24 protein-coding genes and 1 riboswitch are annotated in these 23,878 nt (G+C 45.5%); of the genes, 9 read left to right on the forward strand and 15 right to left on the reverse strand.

What is annotated here, in order from left to right; translation table 11 throughout:
• Positions 1-11 precede the first annotated feature (11 nt).
• From M1D90_RS14325 to mtnA, 3 genes are all read left to right on the forward strand, one after another.
• On the forward strand, positions 12-791 hold the full coding sequence (locus M1D90_RS14325; protein WP_020451137.1) for a carbon-nitrogen family hydrolase: 780 nt from the start codon (positions 12-14) through the stop codon (positions 789-791).
• Positions 792-874: 83 nt separating this feature from the next.
• A riboswitch (SAM riboswitch) is annotated at positions 875-1,018 on the forward strand.
• A gap of 82 nt (positions 1,019-1,100) precedes the next feature.
• Complete coding sequence (gene mtnK, locus M1D90_RS14330; protein WP_020451136.1) at positions 1,101-2,297, forward strand: S-methyl-5-thioribose kinase; 1,197 nt, start codon at positions 1,101-1,103, stop codon at positions 2,295-2,297.
• 5 nt (positions 2,298-2,302) lie between these two features.
• The gene (gene mtnA / locus M1D90_RS14335; protein ID WP_026579811.1) at positions 2,303-3,364 is read left to right on the forward strand and encodes an S-methyl-5-thioribose-1-phosphate isomerase; all 1,062 of its coding nucleotides are present in this window, start codon (positions 2,303-2,305) and stop codon (positions 3,362-3,364) included.
• Positions 3,365-3,370: 6 nt separating this feature from the next.
• On the opposite strand, the gene M1D90_RS14340 is transcribed toward mtnA, so the two are convergent.
• The 3 genes from M1D90_RS14340 to M1D90_RS14350 all read right to left on the reverse strand — a co-directional run bounded on the left by M1D90_RS14340 (position 3,371) and on the right by M1D90_RS14350 (position 6,291).
• Positions 3,371-3,484: a hypothetical protein gene (locus M1D90_RS14340; protein WP_023857319.1), complete on the reverse strand. Its 114-nt coding sequence runs from the start codon at positions 3,482-3,484 to the stop codon at positions 3,371-3,373.
• A 91-nt stretch (positions 3,485-3,575) separates the two neighbouring features.
• Positions 3,576-4,073, reverse strand: a complete 498-nt coding sequence (locus M1D90_RS14345; protein ID WP_095290327.1) for a methylated-DNA--[protein]-cysteine S-methyltransferase — start codon at positions 4,071-4,073, stop codon at positions 3,576-3,578.
• A gap of 7 nt (positions 4,074-4,080) precedes the next feature.
• Positions 4,081-6,291, reverse strand: a complete 2,211-nt coding sequence (locus tag M1D90_RS14350) for a PAS domain-containing sensor histidine kinase (RefSeq protein WP_020451133.1) — start codon at positions 6,289-6,291, stop codon at positions 4,081-4,083.
• A 309-nt stretch (positions 6,292-6,600) separates the two neighbouring features.
• Between M1D90_RS14350 and M1D90_RS14355 the strand changes: the two genes are divergently transcribed.
• Positions 6,601-7,626 carry an acyltransferase family protein gene (locus M1D90_RS14355; protein WP_025810280.1) on the forward strand — a complete coding sequence of 342 codons (1,026 nt, stop codon included), beginning with the start codon at positions 6,601-6,603 and terminating at the stop codon, positions 7,624-7,626.
• 210 nt (positions 7,627-7,836) lie between these two features.
• Here the strand turns inward: M1D90_RS14355 and M1D90_RS14360 are convergent, their stop codons facing one another.
• The 5 genes from M1D90_RS14360 to htpX all read right to left on the reverse strand — a co-directional run bounded on the left by M1D90_RS14360 (position 7,837) and on the right by htpX (position 12,782).
• The gene (locus M1D90_RS14360) at positions 7,837-8,019 is read right to left on the reverse strand and encodes a hypothetical protein (RefSeq protein ID WP_020451131.1); all 183 of its coding nucleotides are present in this window, start codon (positions 8,017-8,019) and stop codon (positions 7,837-7,839) included.
• Positions 8,016-8,231: a hypothetical protein gene (locus M1D90_RS14365; RefSeq protein WP_023856450.1), complete on the reverse strand. Its 216-nt coding sequence runs from the start codon at positions 8,229-8,231 to the stop codon at positions 8,016-8,018. Before M1D90_RS14365 ends, M1D90_RS14360 begins: the two co-directional genes overlap by 4 nt.
• 47 nt (positions 8,232-8,278) lie before the next feature.
• On the reverse strand, positions 8,279-10,279 hold the full coding sequence (locus M1D90_RS14370) for a penicillin-binding transpeptidase domain-containing protein (RefSeq protein WP_020451129.1): 2,001 nt from the start codon (positions 10,277-10,279) through the stop codon (positions 8,279-8,281).
• A 111-nt stretch (positions 10,280-10,390) separates the two neighbouring features.
• Positions 10,391-11,740: a TrkH family potassium uptake protein gene (locus M1D90_RS14375; protein ID WP_309539896.1), complete on the reverse strand. Its 1,350-nt coding sequence runs from the start codon at positions 11,738-11,740 to the stop codon at positions 10,391-10,393.
• 148 nt (positions 11,741-11,888) lie between these two features.
• Entirely contained in the window at positions 11,889-12,782 is an 894-nt protein-coding gene (gene htpX, locus M1D90_RS14380; RefSeq protein WP_025811991.1) for a protease HtpX, read from the reverse strand.
• Between the two features lie 141 nt (positions 12,783-12,923).
• On the opposite strand from htpX, the gene M1D90_RS14385 reads away from it, so the two are divergent.
• Positions 12,924-13,643: a DUF1836 domain-containing protein gene (locus M1D90_RS14385; protein ID WP_101560785.1), complete on the forward strand. Its 720-nt coding sequence runs from the start codon at positions 12,924-12,926 to the stop codon at positions 13,641-13,643.
• Between the two features lie 130 nt (positions 13,644-13,773).
• A complete protein-coding gene (locus M1D90_RS14390) occupies positions 13,774-13,971 on the forward strand; it encodes an alpha/beta-type small acid-soluble spore protein (protein WP_020451125.1) in 198 nt (65 codons plus the stop codon).
• A 12-nt stretch (positions 13,972-13,983) separates the two neighbouring features.
• Here the strand turns inward: M1D90_RS14390 and M1D90_RS14395 are convergent, their stop codons facing one another.
• The 4 genes from M1D90_RS14395 to M1D90_RS14410 form a co-directional block, all read right to left on the reverse strand.
• Complete coding sequence (locus M1D90_RS14395) at positions 13,984-15,072, reverse strand: anti-sigma factor domain-containing protein (protein ID WP_039072685.1); 1,089 nt, start codon at positions 15,070-15,072, stop codon at positions 13,984-13,986.
• A complete protein-coding gene (gene sigI, locus M1D90_RS14400; RefSeq protein WP_023856784.1) occupies positions 15,069-15,827 on the reverse strand; it encodes an RNA polymerase sigma factor SigI in 759 nt (252 codons plus the stop codon). Before sigI ends, M1D90_RS14395 begins: the two co-directional genes overlap by 4 nt.
• Positions 15,828-16,121: 294 nt before the next feature.
• A complete protein-coding gene (locus M1D90_RS14405) occupies positions 16,122-16,889 on the reverse strand; it encodes a TerC family protein (RefSeq protein WP_020451122.1) in 768 nt (255 codons plus the stop codon).
• A gap of 272 nt (positions 16,890-17,161) precedes the next feature.
• Positions 17,162-17,803, reverse strand: a complete 642-nt coding sequence (locus M1D90_RS14410) for a DedA family protein (RefSeq protein WP_026579816.1) — start codon at positions 17,801-17,803, stop codon at positions 17,162-17,164.
• A gap of 289 nt (positions 17,804-18,092) precedes the next feature.
• Between M1D90_RS14410 and M1D90_RS14415 the strand changes: the two genes are divergently transcribed.
• The 3 genes from M1D90_RS14415 to M1D90_RS14425 all read left to right on the forward strand — a co-directional run bounded on the left by M1D90_RS14415 (position 18,093) and on the right by M1D90_RS14425 (position 22,619).
• Positions 18,093-19,745, forward strand: a complete 1,653-nt coding sequence (locus M1D90_RS14415; protein WP_023856782.1) for a diguanylate cyclase domain-containing protein — start codon at positions 18,093-18,095, stop codon at positions 19,743-19,745.
• Between the two features lie 147 nt (positions 19,746-19,892).
• A complete protein-coding gene (ku, locus tag M1D90_RS14420; RefSeq protein WP_026579818.1) occupies positions 19,893-20,765 on the forward strand; it encodes a non-homologous end joining protein Ku in 873 nt (290 codons plus the stop codon).
• A 3-nt stretch (positions 20,766-20,768) separates the two neighbouring features.
• Positions 20,769-22,619, forward strand: coding sequence for a DNA ligase D (locus tag M1D90_RS14425; protein ID WP_456282838.1), 1,851 nt, complete (start codon positions 20,769-20,771; stop codon positions 22,617-22,619).
• A 5-nt stretch (positions 22,620-22,624) separates the two neighbouring features.
• Here M1D90_RS14425 and M1D90_RS14430 read toward each other — a convergent pair whose 3' ends face one another.
• From M1D90_RS14430 to M1D90_RS14440, 3 genes are all read right to left on the reverse strand, one after another.
• On the reverse strand, positions 22,625-23,086 hold the full coding sequence (locus M1D90_RS14430; protein WP_020451117.1) for a MarR family winged helix-turn-helix transcriptional regulator: 462 nt from the start codon (positions 23,084-23,086) through the stop codon (positions 22,625-22,627).
• A gap of 173 nt (positions 23,087-23,259) precedes the next feature.
• Positions 23,260-23,439, reverse strand: a complete 180-nt coding sequence (locus tag M1D90_RS14435) for a hypothetical protein (protein WP_020451116.1) — start codon at positions 23,437-23,439, stop codon at positions 23,260-23,262.
• Positions 23,440-23,543: 104 nt separating this feature from the next.
• On the reverse strand, positions 23,544-23,699 hold the full coding sequence (locus M1D90_RS14440; RefSeq protein ID WP_096748033.1) for a hypothetical protein: 156 nt from the start codon (positions 23,697-23,699) through the stop codon (positions 23,544-23,546).
• Positions 23,700-23,878: the final 179 nt, after the last annotated feature.

Raw genomic sequence — 23,878 nt, forward strand, 5'->3', positions numbered from 1 at the left:
GGTGATCCAGATTGAAGCTGACAATTTCATGTCTGCAATTCGATATCGCATACGGCAATCCTTCTGAAAATTTTAAAAAAGCGGAGCAGCTGATCGAACAGGAAAGCCGAAAAGCGGATGTTCTTCTCCTTCCCGAGCTGTGGACGACGGGTTATGATTTAAAAAATCTCGGCTCCATCGCAGATGAAGAAGGCAGGCAAACGAAGAGATGGCTGCAGGAAACGGCAAAAGCAAACCGTGTCCATATCATATGCGGCTCTGTCGCCGTTAAGAAAAAAAGCGGTGTGTACAATATCATGTACATCGCAGACAAAAACGGACATTTGATCAAAGAATACAGCAAAGCTCACCTTTTCCAGCTGATGGACGAACACCTCTATTTGTCAGCGGGCTCAGGCGACGGGAGCTTCGAGCTTGAAGGGATCCCGGCTGCGGGGTTTATCTGCTACGACATCCGTTTCCCGGAATGGATCAGAAAACATACGAAGGAAGGTGCGGGCATCATCTTTGTATCGGCGGAATGGCCGCTCGCCCGCCTCGATCACTGGCAAAGCCTTTTAAAAGCCAGAGCGATTGAAAATCAGTGCTTTGTCGCAGCCTGCAACCGAGCGGGAAGTGACCCGGCAAACGAATTTGCGGGTCACAGCATCATCATTGATCCGCTCGGCCGCACCCTCGCTGAAGCAGGGAGCGGTGAAGCCGTCATCAGGACCGAAATCAACCTCGGGGACATTGAAAAAGCGCGGGGGCAAATTCCGGTTTTTGAGGACATTCGCAGAGATTTATATTAAAAAAGTGTTGACAAGAAAACTGAGATGCTGGTAACATTTTCAGCAACTGACCGAACTGAAATTTCAAAATTTTATATTGATTTCTCTTATCGAGAGTTGGGTGAAGGACTGGCCTAATGACCCCAACAGCAACCGACCGTAATACCATTGTGAAATGGGGCGCGAAATTCTGCGCCGCTAGGGCACGGTGCTAATTCCATCAGACTTTGAATTCTGAGAGATAAGAGAGGCGAACGCGACAAATCAGCCTCTTTCTCTCGATGAGAAAGAGGCTTTTTTATTGTTAACGACATTTAGGGGGAATCACACATGACCGTAACGAAAACCGCAGCATACGAAACTTTGACCGAAAGCTCCGCGGCCGCGCTGGCCGTTCGCCTCGGGCTTTTTCCAAGCAAAAGCACCCTGACATGCCGGGAGATCGGGGACGGAAACTTGAATTTGGTCTTCCGCGTGTATGACAAAGAGCAGCAAAAAGGGCTGATCATCAAACAGGCGGTGCCTTATGCGAAAGTCGTCGGCGAAAGCTGGCCGCTGTCGCTTGACAGGGCGAGAATCGAAAGCAGTGCGCTGATCCGCCAAGCCGAGCATGTCCCGCACCTTGTCCCGAACGTGTACTATTCTGACACCGAGCTTGCCGTTACCGTATTGGAAGACCTTTCTCACTTGGAAATCGCCAGAAAAGGACTGATTGACGGGAAGGATTATCCGCACCTGTCGGAAGACATCGGAGAATTCCTTGGAAAAACACATTTTTACTCGTCTGAATATGCACTTGACCCAACAGTTAAAGGGCGGCTTGTGAAGCAGTTTACGAATCCGGATCTGTGCGATATTACAGAAAGCCTTGTGTTCACAGACCCTTTCTTTGATCATGAGACAAACGATTTCGAAGAAGAGCTTCGCGATGAAGCGGAAGATCTTTGGCGCAATGAAGCATTAAAAATTGAAGCGGCAAAACTGAAACAGCGCTTTTTGTCTGCAGAGGAAACGCTGATCCACGGCGACCTTCATACAGGCAGCATTTTCGCAAGTGAAGAAGCCGAAACGAAAATCATCGACCCTGAATTTGCGTTTTTCGGCCCGATCGGGTTTGACATTGGACAGTTTATCGCCAACCTGCTGCTGCACGCGCTTTCCCGCGAAGAAAACAGGCGGGCTCCTTTATACCGCCATGTCGAGACCGTCTGGCATACGTTCAGCCGGACATTCAGCGAAGCATGGGAAAACGATGCTCTTGACGCTTGCAAAAATGAGAAAGGACGCCTTGAATCAGTTCTGAAGCAGGCGTTTGAAGACGCAGCAGGCTTTGCCGGCTGCGAAATGATCCGCCGGACGATCGGCCTTGCCCATGTGGCGGACCTTGAAACAATCGTTCCGTTTTCCCGGAGAATCAGCCAAAAAAAGCTCGCCCTTAAAATAGGCGCAGCATTCATAGAAAAACGCAGTGGTTTCCGGACGCCAAAAGACTTGATTGAAGCGTTTCGGAACGCACTTAAGGAGTGAATGACATGCCTGAACAATTTGCGGTGCCCCGCTCTGTCGAATGGGAAGAAGCATCGGTAAAAATTCTGAACCAGCAAAAGCTTCCCGAAAAGACGGAATACCTGCACCTCACAACAAAAGAAGACGTCTATGATGCGATTCAAACGCTGAAAGTGAGGGGGGCACCTGCCATCGGCATTACAGCCGCCTTCGGACTCGCCCTTTGCGCACAAAGCATCGATACATCTGACGTTTCCGCGTTTCTGGTGGAACTCGGAAAAATCAAAGATGAACTCAATCAGGCAAGGCCGACAGCCGTCAATTTATCCTGGGCTCTCAATCGGCTGGTAAAAAGTGCGGAGGACGCAAAATCGGTCAATGAAGCAAAAACAAATCTGATCCATGAAGCTATTCAGATCCAGGTTGAAGACGAAGAAACGTGCCGGCAAATCGGACAGAATGCACTGCATTTGTTCAAATCGGGTGACAGCATCATGACCATCTGCAACGCCGGCTCGATTGCGACAAGCAGGTACGGTACGGCCCTTTCCCCGTTTTATCTTGCCAAAACAAAGGACCTCGACCTTCATATTTATGCCTGTGAAACGAGGCCTGTCCTGCAAGGGGCGCGCCTGACGGCGTGGGAGCTTATGCAGGGGGGAATTGACGTGACGCTGATTACAGACAGCATGGCTGCCCATACGATGAAAGAAAAAAACATTTCAGCCGTCATTGTCGGAGCGGACAGGATCGCGAGAAACGGAGATACAGCCAATAAAATCGGAACATATGGCTTGGCAATCCTCGCCAAAGCCTTTCAAATCCCGTTTTTTATCGCCGCTCCCCTGTCAACTTTTGATGTTTCGATTTCATGCGGCGACGACATTCCGATTGAAGAACGCGATCCGGATGAAGTCAGGCTGATAAACGGAACGCAAATAGCTCCGCAAGAGGTGCCAGTGTTCAACCCTGCTTTTGATATCACGCCGCACGATTTAATCTCAGGCATCATTACGGAAAAAGGGATTATCACAGATAGGTTTGAAGAAGAAATTGAAGCGCTGTTTTCCGCTGAAGCCCTTACTTAGGCCGCTTTAGCGGATTTTAATCGATTTGATGATGTCTTTCTTCTGCTCTTCGGTCAACACGTGCAGCTTGACGAACAATTCCGCGTATCCTGCTATTTTGTTCGGGCGGTTCGTTTTCACTTATTCGTCCTCCTTTTTTACCAAGACCAACATTTTTAACTTAATAAAATTATATGTCGCTGACGAAAAAAAGAAACGGCGAGCTCGTATATTATTTTCCCTTATATGCAATATTTTCGATGTCGAGCAGCACCGCTTTTTTATCCGTTTCATTTCCGGAGTACCCCGTTAAAGAACGATTTTTACCGATGACACGGTGGCACGGGATCAAAATCGGCAGCGCATTTCTTTTATTGGCCTGGCCGATTGCGCGAACCGCTTTCGGATTCCCGACGGCGCACGCGATATCTAAATAGCTCCGTGATTCACCGTACGGGATCAACTGCAGCGCCTCCCACACTTTTTTCTGAAACGGGGTTCCATCCTGGCGGAGAGGAAGGGTGAACGTCTTCCGCTCCCCCCTGAAATATTCTTCGAGCTGGCGCTTTGCCTCCTTCAACAATTCCGTTTCGGTCCGGCGAAGCTCCAAGCCGCCTTGCTGGAGCTGTTTTAGTTCATCTTTTTCAAATAGCAAATGTGTAATGTGGTGATTTTCCTCGACAATGTAAGCTTGTCCAAAAGGCGAGGTCATTTCAATATAAAAGCCCACGATGCGATTAAGCCTCCTCCTCATGATGCTGTCTGATCGGGAGAGTCAGATGGAATGTCGTGCCTCTCCCTTCTTCACTTTCAACTTCGATTTTTCCATTATGCTCTTCAATAATTTTATAACTGACCATGAGCCCGAGTCCAGTGCCCCGTTCTTTTGTCGTGTAAAAAGGTTCGCCGAGCCTCTTCAATTTGTCTTCTGTCATGCCGATTCCTTCGTCAGCAAGCGAGATAATGATATGGTCGTCTCCTTTCGGTTTGATCGACACATATACGTTGCCTCCGTCAGGCATCACTTCAATCGCATTTTTCAAAATGTTGATAAATACCTGTTTCAGCTGATTCGGCTCGCAATAAATCAGCGGAATGCCGCCTTCGCACTTCAGATGCATCTGAACGTTGTCAAGGTTTGCCTGAGCGTGCAGCAAATCCATTGTGTCCTGCATGATTTTGACGATATTTTTTTCTTCATACATAATCGCCTGCGGTTTTGCAAGGATGAGAAACTCCGTAATAATCGATTCAATCCTTTTGAGTTCTGATGTGATGACATTAAAGTAAAGCGCGTGATCCTCATTTTGGATGCTGCCTTTCAGCAGCTGGATAAATCCTTTTAACGCCGTCATCGGGTTGCGGATTTCATGGGCAATTCCGGCTGCGAGTTCGCCGACGACGTGAAGGGTATCAGACTTGCGGAGCCGCTCTTCAAGCTCTTTTCGTTCTGTCACGTCTCTGAGCATCGCCAAGTTCATATTTTGAATGATATTTCTTTTAAATGAAAATTCAAGAATCCGTTTTTGGTCGCTCAGCAGGAATGGGATGTCATTGTCCATTTCTTCTAAGGAAATCGTTTTAGCGGGAGAAGCTGCATTTTCTATATGATAGCCGGAGATGACATCAAGTAGATTGGACGTTTTCAGCTGTTCAAGAGGGGTGCTGAGAATTTTTCCGGCAAGGGGGTTCGCATCGATAATGTCGTACTGGTTGTTGAAAAGAACGATTCCGTCCATTGATCCGTTGAATACTTTTCTGAACTTCAATTCGCTTTCCCGCAATTCTTGTTCCATTCGTTTTCTGTCGCTGACATTTCTTAAAATGGTTAGGTCCTGGCTGTCGAACATGATCCGTTTTGACGTGAACTCAAGCTCTTTATATTGTCCGTTTGCCATACGAAACAGCAGTTCCGCCCGGATTTCCCCTTTTTGATCATACTGCTTTTGAATGGCATGGTACCTCTGATCGGTTTGATCAATAAAATCGGTCATCTTCTTGTTGAGAAGCTGTTCCATCGGCAGTTCGAAGATTTTGCAGGCCGACTGGTTCGCTTTGACAATGCGGCCGTCGTTATTCATCAGTATAATGGCATCCATCGCATTTTCAAAGACTTCTCTAAAGCGTTCTTCGCTTTTAAACAGCTGTTTTTCCATCGAGCGCTTCTCGGTAATATCCCTCATAATCGACATGTAAAAGCCGTTTAAAATGTTCGAGGTTATCGTAAGCTCAAACAGCCGGTCTTCTCCTGATCTGAGCCGGACAGGAAGCTCCCCTTTTGCTTTCCCTCTTCTGAAAAGAGCATTCCAGATTTTATCGAGCCGCCCCTTGTTTTCAGGGGATACGAATTGAGACAGCTTCAGTTTTGAAAGCTCTGTTTTTTCAATTTCGAAGCTCTGGCAAAACGAATGGTTCGCATCGATGAAACAGCCTTGTTTATCAAAGATGACGATTCCTTCAACCGCGCGGTGAAACAAATCTTTAAACAGCTTTTCATTAATGGTGCGCTCCCGCTCCAATATTTTTTTCGATGAAATGTCCCTCATGACGACAAAATAGCAGTCTTCACCGATTCCTTTGCTTGCAGTAAACTCGATATATTTGACAGATCCGTTGTCAAGCCTGATGGCCACTTCTTTTTTCGCATATCCCCGCTCCAAAAAGCGTTGAATGCTCTGGTTCAGTTCATCCGGCGGGACGGCGTGCAGGAAGTCGAGCGCCGACCGGTCCAGCAAATTCTTTTTTTGGCTTTGCAGAATTTTGCAGGCGGCATCATTCGCCTGGATGATGTTCATCTGTTTATCCAATATAAAAATAGCGTCCAGCGTCCCGTTAAACAGCAGCTCATACTGATACAAATCCGCTTTCAGCTTGGCGTTCTCTTTCTTCAGTCTGTTCAGCTGGTTTTGCAGATTTAAGGATTCATTCAAATCAAGAGTTTCCTCCATTTATTACACTCCTTCTTGAAAACCTGTCCTCCAATTATTCTACAAACCGGAAAATCTTCCTTCATTTGTTTCGAACTTTTACAACCTTTCCGCCTATTTTACAGGAAGATGACGATATAAAAGTTCCTTACTGTTCAATTACATCGACCTAACAATAAGACTTAATGCATAGGAAAACACATGCTTTCTATTTTAAAATTTTAAAATGAGGCCAGACTGGTGGAAGACGTCATTCCGGAAAGAATGTTCCGGGGTTCAGACGCTTCCCGCACCGGCGTCTCCTGAAAATGTTTGTGAAAGGGTGATGTTATGGCGACTTCGCGCGACAGCTATTTCGACAATGCAAAATTCCTATTAATTTTTCTCGTCGTATTCGGACATATAATCAGGTCCTATATTCATGATAATGATGCTCTGCTTCATATTTATAAATTTATTTACACGTTTCATATGCCTGCTTTTATTCTCATATCAGGCTATTTTGCAAAAGGGTTCAACCGCCACGGCTATGTCAAAAAAATCGCCTGGAAGCTGATTGTTCCTTATTTGATTTTCCAGGGAATCTATACGCTGTTTTATTCCTTTATCGATGATCAAAGCTTAACGGCCGCAAATCCGATTGAACCGCAATGGTCGCTTTGGTTTTTGCTGAGCCTGTTCTTTTGGAATATCCTGTTGTTTCCATTCACAAAACTGCCGGCGAAATGGGCGTTTGCCGCAAGCTTTGCGATCGCCGTTCTTGTCGGATATATCGACTTGATCAGCAACACGCTCAGCCTGTCCCGCACGTTTGTTTTCTTCCCGGTCTTTTTGGCGGGCTATTATTTGCAAAAAGACCATTTTAAAATACTGAGAGGCTGGAAAGGCAAGCAGGCCGCTCTAGCCGTTTTAGCAGCAACGTTCGTTTTCTACTTTTTTGTAGACTTCGATTACTCCTGGCTGTTCGGGTCCAAACCCTATTCGGAATTCGGCGATGTCGGTATAAAAAGCGGGTTAAACCGAGTGGCGCTCCTCGTCATCACGTTCGCTTCAACCTTCGCGTTCATGGCGCTTGTGCCTGAAAGGCGGTATTTCTTTACCCTGTGGGGAACGCGCACATTTTATGTCTATCTGCTGCACGGCTTTATCATCAAGTCGTTCAGAAAAACGGGAGCGGAAGAATGGCTTGCCGATTATCAAAGTCTGACACTATTAATCATCGCCACGGCGATTTTAACTTTCTGCTTATCAAGCGGATTTGTGAAAACGGTCGCCCAGCCATTCATCGAATTGAAAATGACGAATTTAATGAGGATGTTGAAAAAAGACAACGGATATAACCCTTATTTAAAATAAATGAAGGTCCAAATCGTTTCCGATTTGGACCTTTCAGATTTTTTCATCCCATCAGCGTGATTGAAAACCCTTGCAGTCTAGGAAGGCCGAGCATCGGAGCGGAGCGAATGTTAGAATTCGTGAGCACCGACGCGCAGGCCTGACAACTGGCGACACGCTGGAAGGTGCAAATCGTTTCCGATTTGCACCTTTCTCGTTTGATCCGCAGTTTTAATCTTTATCCCGCTGCTGTCCGTCCGCCTTTTTGTTCTTCTTTTTATTGTTCTCGATCACATCAATCAATTTAAAGGCGTTGACATCGCCCAGTTCGTTTGAAAATTCCTCTTGAAGCACATCTGGATTCATCGGTTTTTTATGGTTTTGCATATCCTTGCTTTTTTGATGTTTTTTCATTGGCGTGATTCTCCCTGCTTCCCTTGTTTCGAGTTGCGGTTGGCGCCCCTGTCTCCGTTTTCGGCATCATATTGGGTCATGTATTGATGATCATGCATGCTTTCAGCAGGCGTTTTATTGTTAAGAGCCGCTTCATTTCTGGCAACTTTTCTTTTCATGATGACATTCCTTTCTTTTGTCGTTTCATCCATATCCTTTCCGTTTCCGTACATTCCACACATCCAGTTTTCGGCAAAAAAATAAGCACCCTGAAGGGTGCTTATTTAAACACTTTTTTCACTTTATTGACGACATATGAGCTGCCGCCGCGATCTGACACATCCTCGATCATCATCGTGATTAAAAGGTTTTTGTTTTTGTAATCATAAGCGGTGAACCAGCCGTTTTCTTTACCTTTTTCGTCTTTCTTCGTTTTCAGCTCGGCCGTTCCCGTTTTCCCTGCGATCGTGAGCCCTTTGACAACCGGCTTGTAAGCCGAGCCGCGAGGGTCTTCTACAACGCCTTTCAATCCTTTTGTAATCGCTTCTGCTCCGCCTGTGGGCAGTACGTTTTTATGCCATATTTCTTTCTCTTCGCCGTCCTTTTTGATCAGGTGCGGCTTGATCAGATTACCATCGTTCAAGAAAGGCGTATAGCTTGCCGCGAGGTGTATCGGCGACATCAGCATTTGCCCCTGTCCGTATCCTGAATCGGCAAGGAGAATATCCGAGTCGATTCCTTCGTTTGATATGGAGGAAGACTTCGTCGGGAATTCATAATCAAGTTTTTCCTCGAAGCCGAATGATTTCAGGCCTTCGACAAATTGATCCTTCCCTGTGTCAAGGGCGGTCTGCGCGAAATAAATGTTGTCGGAAGTGATCAGCGCGTTTTCCAGGTTGACATCGCTTAATCGATCGGAAACCCGTGTGACTTTATATCCGCCCCATGACGAATCTTTCTGCCATTCCTTCCCTTCGATCTTCTTAGGTTCATCCGCTTTGATCGCGTCATTTTTCAGACCGATTGAAGCCGTGATCGGTTTGATCGTTGAACCCGGAGCATAGGTTTTATTAAATTTAGAGGTGAATGGCGCAGACGCATCTTTGTTGAGTTTTTCCCATTCTCCTTTTTTCCAGCCAAACAAAAACCCGTTCGGATCGTATGAAGGCGCGCTGACAAGCGCCAACGTTTCTCCAGTCTGCGGCTCTAACGCAACGGCAGCACCGGAGTCATCTTTTAACTGGTTGTACAGTTCTTCCTGTTTGTTGATATCGATCGTGGTATGGATGTCTTTTCCGTCTTTTGCATCCTTTGAGGCAACCGTCGCGTTTGATTCAGGAATCGAAATCGTCCAGCCGATTTCTCCTCTGAGTTCTTTTTCATAAATGTGTTCGAGACCGACGATTCCGAGCAGTGAATGCTCGCTGTAGCCTTCTTTATTCTGCTTTAATTCCTCTTCGGTAATCGGCCGTATGTAACCGGTAAGATGTGCGGCTTTTTCACCGTAAGGATAGTATCTTGATTGCGTGTCTTGTTTCAAAACCCCGGGAAGAGAGGTCGCTTTTTTAAGAAGCTCTGTGCTACCAGGCTTCACTTTTTTCAAGGGAACGAATGATTCGTCCGTCACCCAGCTTGCGGACAGCTGTTTTTCGATGTCTTCTTTTTCCATGTCAAGCATGTTCGCGAGCTTTTTGATGACACCATCTTTATCATCTCCGAGCTGCCCCGGAACGACGCCGATTTCAGGCACTGTCGCATTCGTAGCGAGTTTCTTTCCGTTTCTGTCATAAATGATGCCTCTCGCTGGTTCCTTGGCGGTAATCCGGATGGTCTCCCCTTCCTTCAGCTGTGAAAAAATAAAGGATGGGTTCCAGTTGACTTTCCATGACGTGTCACCGTCTTTTTTTTCTTTGACAAGCTTTGCCTTCCCTTCAAAAGAAACGGGGCCGGCCAATGTATTCATGCTGACTTTATACGGTATTGTCACTGCATCTTTTTTCTCTTTATTTTTTTCATCTTCATCGTTATCGACGGCTGAAACCTTCAAATCGGAAACTCCGATCTGTTCATAAATGGATTGATTGCGCTTGATGAAATCGTCTTTTGAAATCGATTTTTGCGCTTCAGCCGACAGCTGTTCATACATTTCTTCAAATTTTTGATCGTTCCATTTGTTTACATATTGATCCATGCTTTCTTTTGCTGTCGGCTCGTTAGAACAGGCTCCGGCGAGCAATAGAAATCCGGCGGCTATAAACAAATGGATGACTCTCATTTTCATCGTTGCTTCCCCCTTTTTTTCAATCCGCCATTTAAGCATTATATCATACAAATAAATACAGCGACCGACTTTATGATCATAAAAAAAGACAGTTTAACTAAACTGTCTTTCTTATCCGATAATTATTCTTTCCTTTGGATAATGGTAGTTCGCTTCGATTTCTTTTCTGCCGAATAAATAAAGCAGCGTGACAATGCCGATTCGGCCGATGAACATCAGAAGGATGATGACACTTTTGCCGATCGTGCTCAAATCTGAAGTAATGCCCATCGACAAGCCGGTCGTACCGAAGGCGGAACACACTTCAAACAGCAGTTCAAGCAAAGAATGTTTTTCCGTCATTGTCAAAATGAGTGTCGAGCCGAAAACGAGAATAACCGCCATCAGCGTCACAATCAATGACTTCATTAAGTCCGCCTGGTGCAGTTCACGTTTGAAAATCTTCACCGATTTATTTCCCCGCGCGAAGTGATACAGCGCCAACAGGTTTAAGGCAAAGGTCGTTGTCCGGATGCCCCCGCCGACAGAGCTTGGCGAAGCGCCGATGAACATGAGCATGCACATAAACAAAATGGTCGTATGCGTGAATTGGCTGATGTCGATCGTCGCGAGTCCGCCGCTCCTGGTCGTCGTCGACTGGAACAACGAATAGAATATGATTTCGTGCCACGATTTTCCTGAAAAGGCAAAGCGCGCTTCCGTGGCGAATATGCCGATCGCGCCTCCAATCACTAAAAGGAAAAAAGTGACTGATGTCAGTTTGGTAAACAGGCTGAAAGTGAATTTGCGCTCTTTGCTGAGCAGAAAATCCTTTACCTCAATCAGCACCGGGAAGCCGATCGCACCCAAAATCAACAGCATGATGACGATAAACTGGACAAAATAATCGTGCTGAAACGGAATCAGCGAGTTGCCGGTAATATCAAAACCGGCATTGGTCGTTGCGCTGATACTCGTAAAAAACCCGTGTATAAAGGCTTCCCCAGGTGTATCAAAATACTTTAAAAAGTAAGTGCCGAGAATCAGCCCGCCAAACAGCTCGATCAGCAGGATCAAGCCGAGCACGTGCTTCATCAGCTTGACAAGGCCCGATAAGTTGGATTGATTTTGATCGGTCATAATCAGCCGGCGCTCTTTCAAACCGATCCGCTTGCCGAAAATCAGCCAGACGAATGTTCCGAGCGCCATCACACCGATCCCGCCAAACTGCAAAACAAACGCCAAAATCCATATTCCGGCTGTGCTGAATGTATCAGCTGTATCAACAACCGTCAAACCGGTTACGCTCACTGCGCTCACCGCAGTAAAAAGGGCATCGATAAATGACCATTCCACATCATTCTTGTGTGCAACGGGCAGACTTAATAATATAACGGAAACCGTCACCGCCAAAAAATAATAGAGCGCGATCAGCTGTACAGGAGACAGCACGCGCAGTAGTTTTTTCAATAAAACCTTCATAATCGTTCCTTCTTTTCAATATTCAAAAGTTGCGCTTCTTGTGTATAACGTGTTCCATTTTAAAGGAAACATGCTCTTATGTACAGCCGATTTTCGATTTTTAAATTTAAAAAGCAAACCCCCTTGAAAAAGGGGGTTTGCATATTGATTATTTTGCTTCCAGACGGCGGATTCTGTCGCTTAAATCAGGGTGTGTTGAGAAAAGCGATGTGTGCTTTTTCCCGTTGATTTTCAAAGTGGCAACAGATGCCTGCTCTTCTTTGACTCTTGAAGTGTACTGCTCAAGCGAGCGGAGCGCGTGAATCATCTTATCCTTGCCTGCAAGGTCCGCTCCTCCTCTATCCGCATGATATTCGCGGTGGCGGGAGTACGCAAACACGACAAGGCTTCCGAGAATGGAAAACACGATTTGGAATACGATGACCGCGATAAAGTGAACGATCGGCGCCAGCTCTTCACGGACAACGCGTGAAACAGCCCATGCCGCAATCCGGGCGAAGAAAACAACAAACGTGTTGACGATTCCCTGAAGGAGCGTCATTGTCACCATATCGCCGTTTGCGATATGCGCGACTTCGTGAGCAAGAACGCCTTCCACTGCGTCGTCATCCATTTCCTGAAGAAGACCCGTCGATACAGCGACAAGCGAGCGGTTTTTGGACGGCCCTGTCGCAAAGGCATTCACTTCGCGTGAATTGTAGATGCCGACTTCAGGCATCTTTGTCAGTCCGGCAGCGCGGGACAGCTTATATACCCGGTCAACGAGCTGCTGCTCTTCGTAGCTGAGCGTTTGCTTATCAGGATTCAGCACCTGAACGCCCATCGCCATTTTCGCCATCCATCTTGACATCAAAAGCGACATAAAGGAGCCGACAAAGCCGACAACCGCACTGAATACGAGAAGCGCAACAATATTGATGCCGCCGCCAGCCGTGAAATACGTGCCTACGCCTGTCAGCGAACCGATAATGGACAGCACAATACCGATCGTCGTAATAACTAAAATGTTCGATAAAAGAAAGAGAAAGATTCTTTTTCCCATGATTACCTCCATGTTATAATAAGATCAAATGAACTCGTATAATAAAATTATACGGCATAGAATTGAAAATGCAAGTGATAAGACGTAAGATAATGTTTATATTGTTTGCTATTTCATTTTAATACATAATGAGGTGGAATGATGAAACCTTTTAAACTGACTCGCCTGGAAATGGCCAAACTGATGTACGCTTTAAAAGGGCAGCTGGATGTCAGTCCGCTTGCGATTCTTTTGAGATCGGCCGATTTGGCGCCCGATGAGCCGGAAGACAATTTGGACATCCCCGAATTCATTGTCCGGTACGAACGAAAAAAGCCAAAAACGGAACACGGGCTTTCCACAAATGAAATTGTTGAACTTGGAAATTTGTGCGAACTGACATCCTTAAAATCGACAGCCATCCAAAACTGGATCAAACGCGATATAAAAGATCTGATGGGACATCCGGAACTGGGCAAAAAATATTCCATCGACCAAGCCGTCATCCTTCTCATTGTACGAGACTTAAAATCGGTTTATGACTTCGAAACGATCCGTCCAATCTTAACAACGGTTTTTAATACGATTACAGACCGCTCAGATGATGTGGTGAGTCCGCTGCGCTTTTATGAAGGGTATGCGCGGGTTCTCGATTATGTGTACCGGATCAAAGACTATACGCTGAATGAATCGGCGCTCGAAAAAATCGTCATCGAGCAGACTGGACAGCTCCGCGGTTTTTATCAAGATCTGGCCGATCCCGAATGGAACAAAGCGAGAGATATCACCGCTGTCACTGTGCTATCCGTTATCGCTTCGCACATACAGGCGACCGCCCATTCCATGATTGACAGCGTCTTCTTAAAATATGAAATGAAGTAATCGCCGCTGACCGGTGCGCCTGGCTATTGAGCCAGGCGTTTTTTTACACCTTCAACAATTGCCAGCATAAAAAGCCTCAGTCCATTTCAAACTAAACAAGCAGTACCAATTGAAAAAGGAGTTGAGAATCATGGCAAGAACGAATAAACTCGTCGTTCCCGGGGCGGAGCAGGTTTTAGACCAGTTCAAATATGAAATCGCCCAGGAGTTCGGCGTCCAGCTCGGCTCGGACTCGGTCGCTCGCTCAAACGGGTCTGTAGGCGGGGAAATGACAAAACGACTTGTACAGCAGGCACAAGCTCAAATGAATGGGCATACTGACAAATAAATACCCTATGGTTTATTCGCCGGGCCCGCTCGGCGGATATTCTTGTTGATTTGTTTGGTCAGAAGGTTTTTTCTCCTTTTGATAAGGAGTTTTAGGGCTCTCTTGATTTGTGCCGGAACCGCTTCTCTGCGTTCCTTCCTCCGACTGCTGACCGTCTTTGTCATTATGGTTATGTTCTTGAGGGTTTTCGGTATTAGGGGATTTTGACTCCTTTTCTTTTTCCATTTCTTGATCAGATTGAGAGTGATCTTGATCTGAAGGTTTTTCGCCGTCCGGATGATCTTCCGTATCTGATTCTTCATCATCCGTATGTTGTTCCGGCTGATCTTCTTCTTTCACAGCTTTCTCTTTTTCTCCTGTGTCTTCTCCCTGATTTTGATCATCTTTGTTATCTTCATTGTCATCATCTTTGTTTTTGTCTTCTAATTCATCTTTGTGGGAACGGATATAACGGCCTGTTGAGATGCCTTCTTTTTGAGCTTTTGCACGCGTATCCAGGTCTGATTCCACCGCTTCCATCTTATAGTTCTGCTGCTCGTATTTTTTCGCTACATGATCGATTTCGCTTTTTACCGTCGCCTTATATGTGTCATCTTTATTGTTTTCATATACGGTGGCGATAAGCACTTCTTTTGATTCGGTGACATAACCGCTCTTATCGCTGTCTTCGACAATTTCACTGATCACTTCTTTAAAGTCAGACTTTTCCCAATTTTCTATACTGCTCATTAAGTCCTTCCCATCCTCGTTCAGCGGCACCAAATCGATCACTTCACAGTTTTTGTTGAGTGTCAATTCAAAGCTTGGGTTGATATCGATCGTCATATAGGCGTATGCTTTATTGTTTAAAACATCAGGGATGATCATGAAAGCGAGCAGCATGATCGCCGCGATTGAAAAAACGCCTGCTTTCAGCGGACGGAGCGAAAGCAGATCAAAAAAGCCCGCACGCTTCCTCGACATTCTCGTCTCCGCGGGAAAAGCAATTTCCTGACCGATTTCATAATCTTCCTCTGTGCTCTTTGCTTTTAAAAATTGTCCGTCAGGGGTTAGCAATGTGACGAATTTTTTATTTTTTTCTACAATAATTCCTCTTCTCATGAATTGAGCACCCCTTTTAGATAATCTTTAAGGTAAACATAATCGCCCGTTATAATGATCGCCATAGCAATGATATATTTGCGGTTTCTCTCTACGGTTTTTCTGCTGACAGCCACCAGCTTTTCAAGCTGTTTGACGGGAAGCTGCTTTTTTTCAAACAAGATCTTTTTTAACTCTTCATGTTCGACTAGCGTATATGCCACTTTGATGGCGTTTTGCCTTGCATCCGTATGTTTCGGCGAATGCTCCAGCAAATCGGAAAAAGACAGGCCAAAACTTTTAAGCCTTTCTTTAAAATGGAAAATCTCCTCCCGCCTCTGCTCCTGTTCGAGCATGCGGTTGAATTCATGAATGGAAAGCTCCGCTTCAATCATGCTTTGAGAGGATTCCTGTTCTTCTCCTTCTTGCATGTCCATATTGATATTCTGGGCATTTCTCGCTTCTTTTCTGATATAATCAATGACTTTGCGCTTAATGATCAGCTCTGCAAATGCCAGCAGAGAATTTCCTTTATCAGAAGAATATTTTTCAATGGCTTCATTGAATGCAATCAAGCCGATGCTGAATTCATCATCTTTTTCATCTATATATCGTTTGCACACGGATGAAACCGTTTTAGCCACAAAAGGCTTATACTGATGGATAAGCTCGTTTTGCAACTGCTGATTTCCTTTTTGTATGCTTATTACAGACTCTTCTAATGATTGTTGTTTCTTTTTTCCTGTCTTAAACAAAAGGCTAAGCACTGGTTTCACCTCAGTTCCTCCCTATACTACTCATTAATGATAGCTAATTTGATAGGGATTCGCAAAGGAGAAAACGCGGTATTCATTTCTAATTTTTCAATTGTGACAATGATTTGTTTGATCTCCTAGAACAATTCGTGATCTGTTTGACGATTAAGGGGGTTTTCCCGCCGTTTTTGTAACACGCCTGTTAATAAAATGAAATCTTATTTCGGTTGGACTAGGGCAATCATCCCTGGTGCTTCCCAGTGCGGGCAAACAAAAAAGACCGCCGATGAATACCGGCAGTCTGGCGAAAGCTGTTTACTCCTCTGCAGCTTTATTCTCGTGTTTGTTCGGATTTGTCATAAACCATCCCCCGAGCGCAATAGCGATCAGCACCGCCCAGAAGATGAACTTCCAAGTACCTGAATGAATAAAATGTTCAGAGACGATGTTGATTTGCGGGTGTGCGAGCGTATAGAGCGTCAGTTTCACACCAACCCAGCCGACAATCAGAAAAGCAGCCGTTTCCAGGCTCGGACGTTTCTTTAACAAGTTCACAAATTGACTTGCAGCAAAACGCATAATAATCAGTCCGATAATCCCACCGGCTAAAATCACCATGAACTGTCCGCCGTCAAGTCCGCCGATTTGCGGCAGGTTCGTTGCCGGAAGTGTGACAGCCAGCGCAACCGCCGCCAAAATCGAGTCGACGGCAAACGCGATGTCCGCCAGCTCAACTTTGATAACCGTCGGCCAAAAACCGCTTTGCTTCGACTCTTTCACCTTTTCGTCCTTTTTGAAAACATGGGTTTTCAAAATATGGTGAATGGAGATGTAAAGCAGATAGACGGCGCCGATCGCCTGCACCTGCCAGACGTTGACAAGAAAAGAGATCGCAAACAAAGCGCCGAACCTCATCACAAACGCGCCGGCCAACCCGTAGAAGAGCGCTTTTTTTCTGTCTTTTTCAGGCAAGTGTTTAACCATGACCGCCATGACGAGGGCATTGTCCGCGGCCAAAATACCTTCCAGCCCGACTAGGATGAGAAGAACCCAACCATATTCAAGTAATAATGCTGCATCCATTTTATAATTCCTCCTAAGTGATTGTCTCTTTCTCTTATTCCCGCTAATGCAGCAGGGTATTTTCAGAAAACAAAAAAGACCTCTGCCAACATTAGGCAAAGGTCTTGCTAGACATGGTTATCATTGATTAAATCATGCCAACAAAGCCGATGGATGAACATCCATGAACTGACGACTTTGTTTCCGGTTTTAACATCCGGACGCTACTCCCCTTTGGGATAAAAGAAAATATTGAATTATAAGATAATATTAACCTCATATGCGCCCGGCTGTCAATCCTTATTTTTATTTAAAAAAGTTGAAACGCTTTGCGATTTGACTTTCTTCCGCCTGCCTTTCACCCAAAGGTAAAGAACGAACAAAACGATGAATCCGATGCCGACCGGAAGAAGGTATCCGTCCAATAGGCTGCCGACTTTGCTCCAGTTTTCGCCGAGGTAAAAGCCTAAATAGACATAGACGAACGTAATCGGCGTGATCGCAAGGAATGTATAAATACAAAACACCCACACGTTCATTCTAGCGAGTCCGCACGGAATGGAAATCAGCGTTCTGATGCCCGGTATAAACCGGCCGCTGAATGCGACAAACCCCCCGTGCTTTTCAAAAAACCTGTCCGATTTTTCGAGCGCTTCAGGCTTAATGAAGAAGTATTTGCCGTAGCGCTCCAAAAACGGCCGCCCCCCGTACCTCCCGAGCCAGTAAAGCGTCAGCGGACCTGCGACACCTCCCAGTGAACCTGCGGCAACGACCCCGATCAGCAACATATCGCCTTGATACACCCAGTAACCGGCAAGCGGCAGAACGATTTCAGCCGGCACGAATTCGATGCACAGCGCCAGAAAAATCCCTAAATACGAGAGGCTCTTAAACGCCTCAGCCAATGATAAAATAAACTCCTCGATATCGACCACAACCTTTGACGATTGATAATTTCAAGTTCCAAAGAACGTACAAAAACGATTTTAACACAATTCAGGAAAATTGAAGAGCAAAATGGGAAGTCCTCCTTAGAAAGAGCAGAAGGATATCATTTTTTATTGGCGAATTTCATTATATATAGTATAATTCACGAATTATACCGGATGTAGCGCTATTGCCGCTTTTTTTATGTCAACGGTTAAGAGTACGGCAGTCTGGCCTTTCATAATACAGTATAGAAATTCAGATTTTTCATCATAGTACAAAAAGGCGGAGAAGAAAGTGACAGAAGTTTTTGGTGAATATAATGGATGGTTCGTTCTTTTATCCTATATCACTGCGGTTTTGGCAGCATACACAGCCCTTGATTTATCGGAACGGGTCGTCCATACAAAGGGCAGGAAAAATATCGGATGGCTTTTGGCCGGATCCCTCACGATGGGGCTTGGTATCTGGTCTATGCACTTTATCGGGATGCTGTCATTTCAGACAGCCGAAGAAATGAAATACGATTTGAGATTCGTCTTGCTTTCGATTGTTGCCGCTTTCGCAGGCTCGCTCATTTCATTTTATGTTGTGAATGGAAAAGAACCGACGAATGCAAGACTGGCGGCGGGCTCCCTTGCAATGGGAAGTGCGATCGCATCCATGCATTTTCTCGGGATGGAGGCGATGGAGAATATGACAATCGTCTATCATCCCGTTCTTTATGCCGCCTCTTTTGCAATCGCCATTTTCGCCTCCTTCGCTGCCTTAAAACTGTCAGTGGTATTCGCCAAAAAAACCGGCTCCTTTCGGATCTTGTTCATTAAAATCGGAAGCGCGCTTTTAATGGGCGGCGCCATTTCCGGCATGCACTATACAGGAATGGCAGCAGCTACGCTTTTCATGACTGACGGCCGTGATACAGGCCGCGAAGGAATCGATGCAATTGAACTGGGCATTATGATCGTACTTGTCAGCCTGATGCTTCAATGCTTCTTGATTTTCGGCGCCTTCACTGACAAGCGTCTGCTGTTTCATATCGAGAAAATCAAAGATAATGAGGAACGGTTCCAGTCCTTAATTAACCACAACATTGATCCGATCTACGTGTTTTCGCTTGAAGGCAAAATGCTTTCCGCCAATTCATCGGGATACAGCCTTCTTGAAAAAATGGGAGTTGAGCCTGAGCGCCTGTCTTCGTTTTTTCGACAGGAGGATCATGACAGACTGCTCAACTGGTTTCTTCAGGTCCAAAATGAAAAACAGGCCCTCAACCGCGACACGGAAATCGAAATAGCTGAAAAGCGTTTTGATGTAAATGTGACGCTGATACCGGTATACGTCAGAAAGCAGCTTGACAGCATTTATGTCATTTGTAAAGATATGACAAACCAGCGTGAAGCAGAACGCAAAATCCATAGAATGGCTCACTATGACGCGTTGACAGATTTGCCAAACAGACGGTATGCAGTCGACCATCTCGCAAATGCTCTGGAGCGGCAGAAGACGGGGACGGCCGTATTGTTTTTGGATTTAAACCGTTTCAAAGTGTTTAATGACGCCCTTGGCCACGACGTCGGAGATCTGCTGCTGGTGGCAGCAGCACAGCGTTTGGCGCATTGTGTGCCTGATGAAGGCTTCATCGCCCGGTTAGGCGGTGACGAATTTATCATTGTCGCCCCTTTACATGGAACCGATCAGCTGACCAGGCAATTGATCAGTCAGTTTGAAACGCCTTTTCACATTAAAGAGCACCGCCTCAAAACATCCGTCAGCATCGGAATCGCCGTTTCTCCGGCCGATGGAACAGACGGTGATGAGCTGATGAGAAAAGCCGACATGGCCATGTACGCCGCGAAGCACAAAAGCAAAAGCAGATATCAATATTTTTCATCTTCTCTCGCCAGAAAGAACAGGCCGTCTTTGCAGGAGGAACCCGAGCCGAACTAAGCGCTTTCCCCAAGCAAATCACTGTATCGCCGCAAGCATCCGGGCCGAAGCCTGGATGCTTTTTTTCGCGCTGTTATCCATAAGTTGCTATTCATGAAACAATCTGCAGAGAGGCATCAATAAAAGAAAAGGAGTTGAACCGAACCGATGCATACGATGTGGAAAGGCTCAATCAGCTTCGGCCTTGTCAATATCCCCATTAAACTGTTCGCAGCGACAGAGGATAAGGATATTAAATTAAGGTCGCTTCATAAAGAATGCCGCGCCCCGATTCAGTATGAGAAAAAGTGCACAAACTGCCACCAGGAAATCGCGCCCGACGACATCGTCAAAGGCTACGAATATGTTAAAGGCAAATACGTCGTCTTATCGGACGATGAGCTGAAACAGCTCAAAGAAGAGCAGGAAGACAAAGCTGTCGAAATTGTTGATTTTGTCCAGCTAAAGGAAATCGACCCCATCTATTTCAACCGTTCATATTTCGTCGGACCGGGAGATAACGGTGTAAAAGCGTACTCACTTTTGCGCGAAGCGCTCAGAAAAACAGAAAAGATCGGAATCGCCCATATGACCATCCGCTCCAAAAAACAGCTCGCCATTCTTCGCGTCTACGAGAACTGCATTTTAATGGAGTCTATCCACTACCCTGATGAAGTCCGAAACGCGGCCCACGTACCCGGTGTTCCGGAGGAAACCGCGGTCAACGAAAAAGAGCTGCAAACCGCGATTTCACTAATAGACGAGCTGACGACGACATTTGCGCCTGAACAATATGAAGATACGTACAGACTTGCGCTGATGGATAAAATCAAAGAGAAAATCGATCATAATGAGGGTGTCACACCAAATGCCGGAGCCGCCGCTCCGCGCGAGGATGTCATCGATCTCGTGAGCGCTCTCCAAGCCAGCATCGAACGGACAAAAGCGCCTGACCGGGAAGCGGCAAAAACGCCTGTTGCAAAAGGAACCGGGGAAAAAAAGAAAAAAACGTCGCGCAAAAAAGCTTCAGAGGCAAAATAAAAAATGGGAATTACGATGCAGCCCGTGTTGACCACATCCGCTCCTTCAGGCGGCAATTGGCGGTATGAAGCCAAGTATGACGGGTATCGGGGGCTTTTAAAAATTTCTGCGGCCGGCGACGTTTCGCTCATCAGCAGAAACGCGCAGCCGCTCGAAAACACATTTCCGGAAATTACGGAATTTGCAAAAAGCATGATCGAAAATCTCAAAGAACACTTGCCGATCACGATTGACGGGGAAATTGTGTCGTTGACAAACCGTTTTCGTTCCCGGTTTGAATACGTCCAAAAAAGAGGGTTAAGCAAAAAGGCCGAGTTGATTGAACAAGCTGCCGCGAAGAAACCGTGTCAGTACCTCGCTTTTGATTTACTGGTCTTTAAAGGAGAAAGTTTAACCTCACTCCCCTATACCGAACGAAAACGCGTGCTTTCCGACCTGATGAAAGAACTCGGCTTGCCGATGGCTCCCGATCCGATGGCTCACGCACGAATTCAATACATCCCTGACACTTCAGATTTCCATGCTCTATGGAATGCTGTTAAAAGGTTTGACGGCGAGGGAATTGTTGCGAAGAAAAAAGACAGCCGCTGGGCTGAAAATAAAAAAACAGCCGAATGGCTCAAGCTCAAAAACTACAAAAAAGCAGCTGTATTTATGACAGGCTACAACATGGCAAACCGTTATTTGACAATCGCCGTCTATGACCGCGGTCAAATCAAAGAAGTCGGTTCGGTTTCCCATGGACTCGGAGAACAGGAAAGAAACGCCATTCTTTCAATCGTCAAGCAGTACGGAACCGAAACAAAGCCCGGCGAATATACCATAGATCCGTCGATTTGCATGACGGTCCATTATTTAACGATTCATTACGGGACATTGCGCGAGGTGTCGTTTGTTTCTTTTGAATTTGACATGGCTTGGGAAGATTGTACTTACAAGCACCTGCTGCTTCATTCAAGAAACGTCCACCCCGATTTGCAGCTGACAAGCCTTGATAAAGTCATCTTTCCTAAAAGTAATAAAACAAAAGCGGATTACATCGGATATCTGAATGAAATCGGCGATTTTCTGCTTCCGTTTCTCGACAATCGGGCGCTTACCGTTATCCGTTATCCGCACGGTTCCGGCGGAGAATCTTTTTTTCAAAAAAACAAGCCCGACTACGCACCCGAATTTATCACGACCATTCGGGATGACGAGCACGAGCATATCATCTGCAGCGATTATTCAGTTCTGCTGTGGCTTGCCAATCAGCTTGCGCTGGAGTTCCATATCCCTTTTCAAACAGCGGATACGACCCGTCCGACCGAAATCGTTTTCGATCTCGATCCGCCTTCAAGGTCGGAGTTTCCACAGGCCGTCAGAGCCGCGAATGAATTGCACCGTTTATTTGAACAGCTTGGCCTCTTGTCTTTTCCAAAGCTGTCGGGAAATAAAGGGATACAAATCTATATTCCGATTTCAAAAAACGCCTTTACTTATGAAGAAACCCGCCTTTTCACAAGCTTTGCGGCTTCTTATTGCGTCTCACTTTTTCCCGATCTGTTCACAACCGAACGCCTGATTAAAAACAGGGGCGGAAAACTCTATATTGATTATGTGCAGCACGCTCCGGGAAAAACGATCATCTGCCCGTATTCCACAAGAGGCAATGAGATTGGCACAGTGGCCGCACCACTGTTTTGGGATGAAGTCCATTCAGACTTGGCACCCTCAAATTTTACGATGGAGGCTGTCATCAAACGCACAAAGGAGCTCGGATGCCCTTTCGAAAGCTTCTTCAGACAGCCCCAAGACAAACAGATCAAAGCTATTCTCGATCACTTAAAAGAAATTGACCGTTCGGAAAATTGACTTTTTCAGCGAAACAATAGGTGCTGGCTGTGGATTCCGGCTTTTTTTAAAAGGGCCATCAGCTGCTCCTGTTCCTCTTTTGTCAAGCCTGAAAAAGCCCGCGCAATTCTCAGGGAGTGGATCGGATAAATCTCATCGAGATATGCCTTTCCCTTCTCTGTCAAATTCGCATAGACAGACCGTTTATCTTTCGGGTCCTGCTCTCGTTTGATGAAACCGTTTTTTTCCAATTTGTCGATCACATAGGTTACGTTTCCGCTTACAAGGAGCAGCCTCGAGCCGATTTGCTGCAGCTTTTGGGCTCCCCTCGTATACAAAAGCTCCAATACAGCAAATTCTGTAGGATTAAAGCCGTGTTCCTTGCTGTCCCGAATACTATGTTCTGAAACGCTTTTAAAAGCCCTGGCAAAAACCTTGTACAGCGACATAGCACGGTGAACTTCTTCCTCATTAAACGAAAGTCTCATATCATCTACCTCTTATACTATTTTCTTAAAATGAACCCGGGAAATGAAAACCCTTACAAATGTAGAAAAAGAAAGGGTCATGCTTTTCCCATATTCTATAAGTATATATTTTCGTTATTCGAAAGAAAACTCCTGCTTATTTTTTTTAAGATATTAAAAAGAAGCCCGTTTTTTCAAAATGGCCGATTTTGAACACGGGCTTTATTTTTCCGGAAAAAATAAAAATATTCTTTTCTGAGCTCCGTAATCGTCATCCTCTGCAAAACATCCTGATTATACTCACCGAGTGAGCTCAGTTTTTTTGAGTAATGGTTTCTTTCCTTTTCCAAAGCGTTTTTTAACAACCTGCTCATGATCTTCTCCTTTCATTTTCGTGTGTTGTAATATAAGAATAGACCTTATTTATTAACCAGGCTTTAAGGCCGTGTAAAGTTTGCTTTCACTCCCGCTTCCGGATTTAAGAGGACTTTTGATAAATGCCGTTCTGCACCGCCCTCAGCAGCGGAAACGCATCCTTTCCGGCAAGATTCATTAATGTCTCGAGCAATTCGTCTCTTTTAATGTCTAAAGCAACGATTTCTTTGGCGAGTGAGACCGCTTTGTGTTCCTTCATCCAATGATTCCCCCTCATCAGTCTGTATCTACAGCATACAAAACACTTTTACCCCTTGCATGGTTCCTGTAAACTTTTCTTCCGCGATTTTTTTAAAAGTTTTTCAACAATGTTAGATTTTCTAACAAACGTCAGGTTTTTTCGCGCGTTTTCTTATATAATACAAAAAAAGTCATCTT

It is taken from the genome of Bacillus sp. JZ34, from assembly GCF_053903205.1.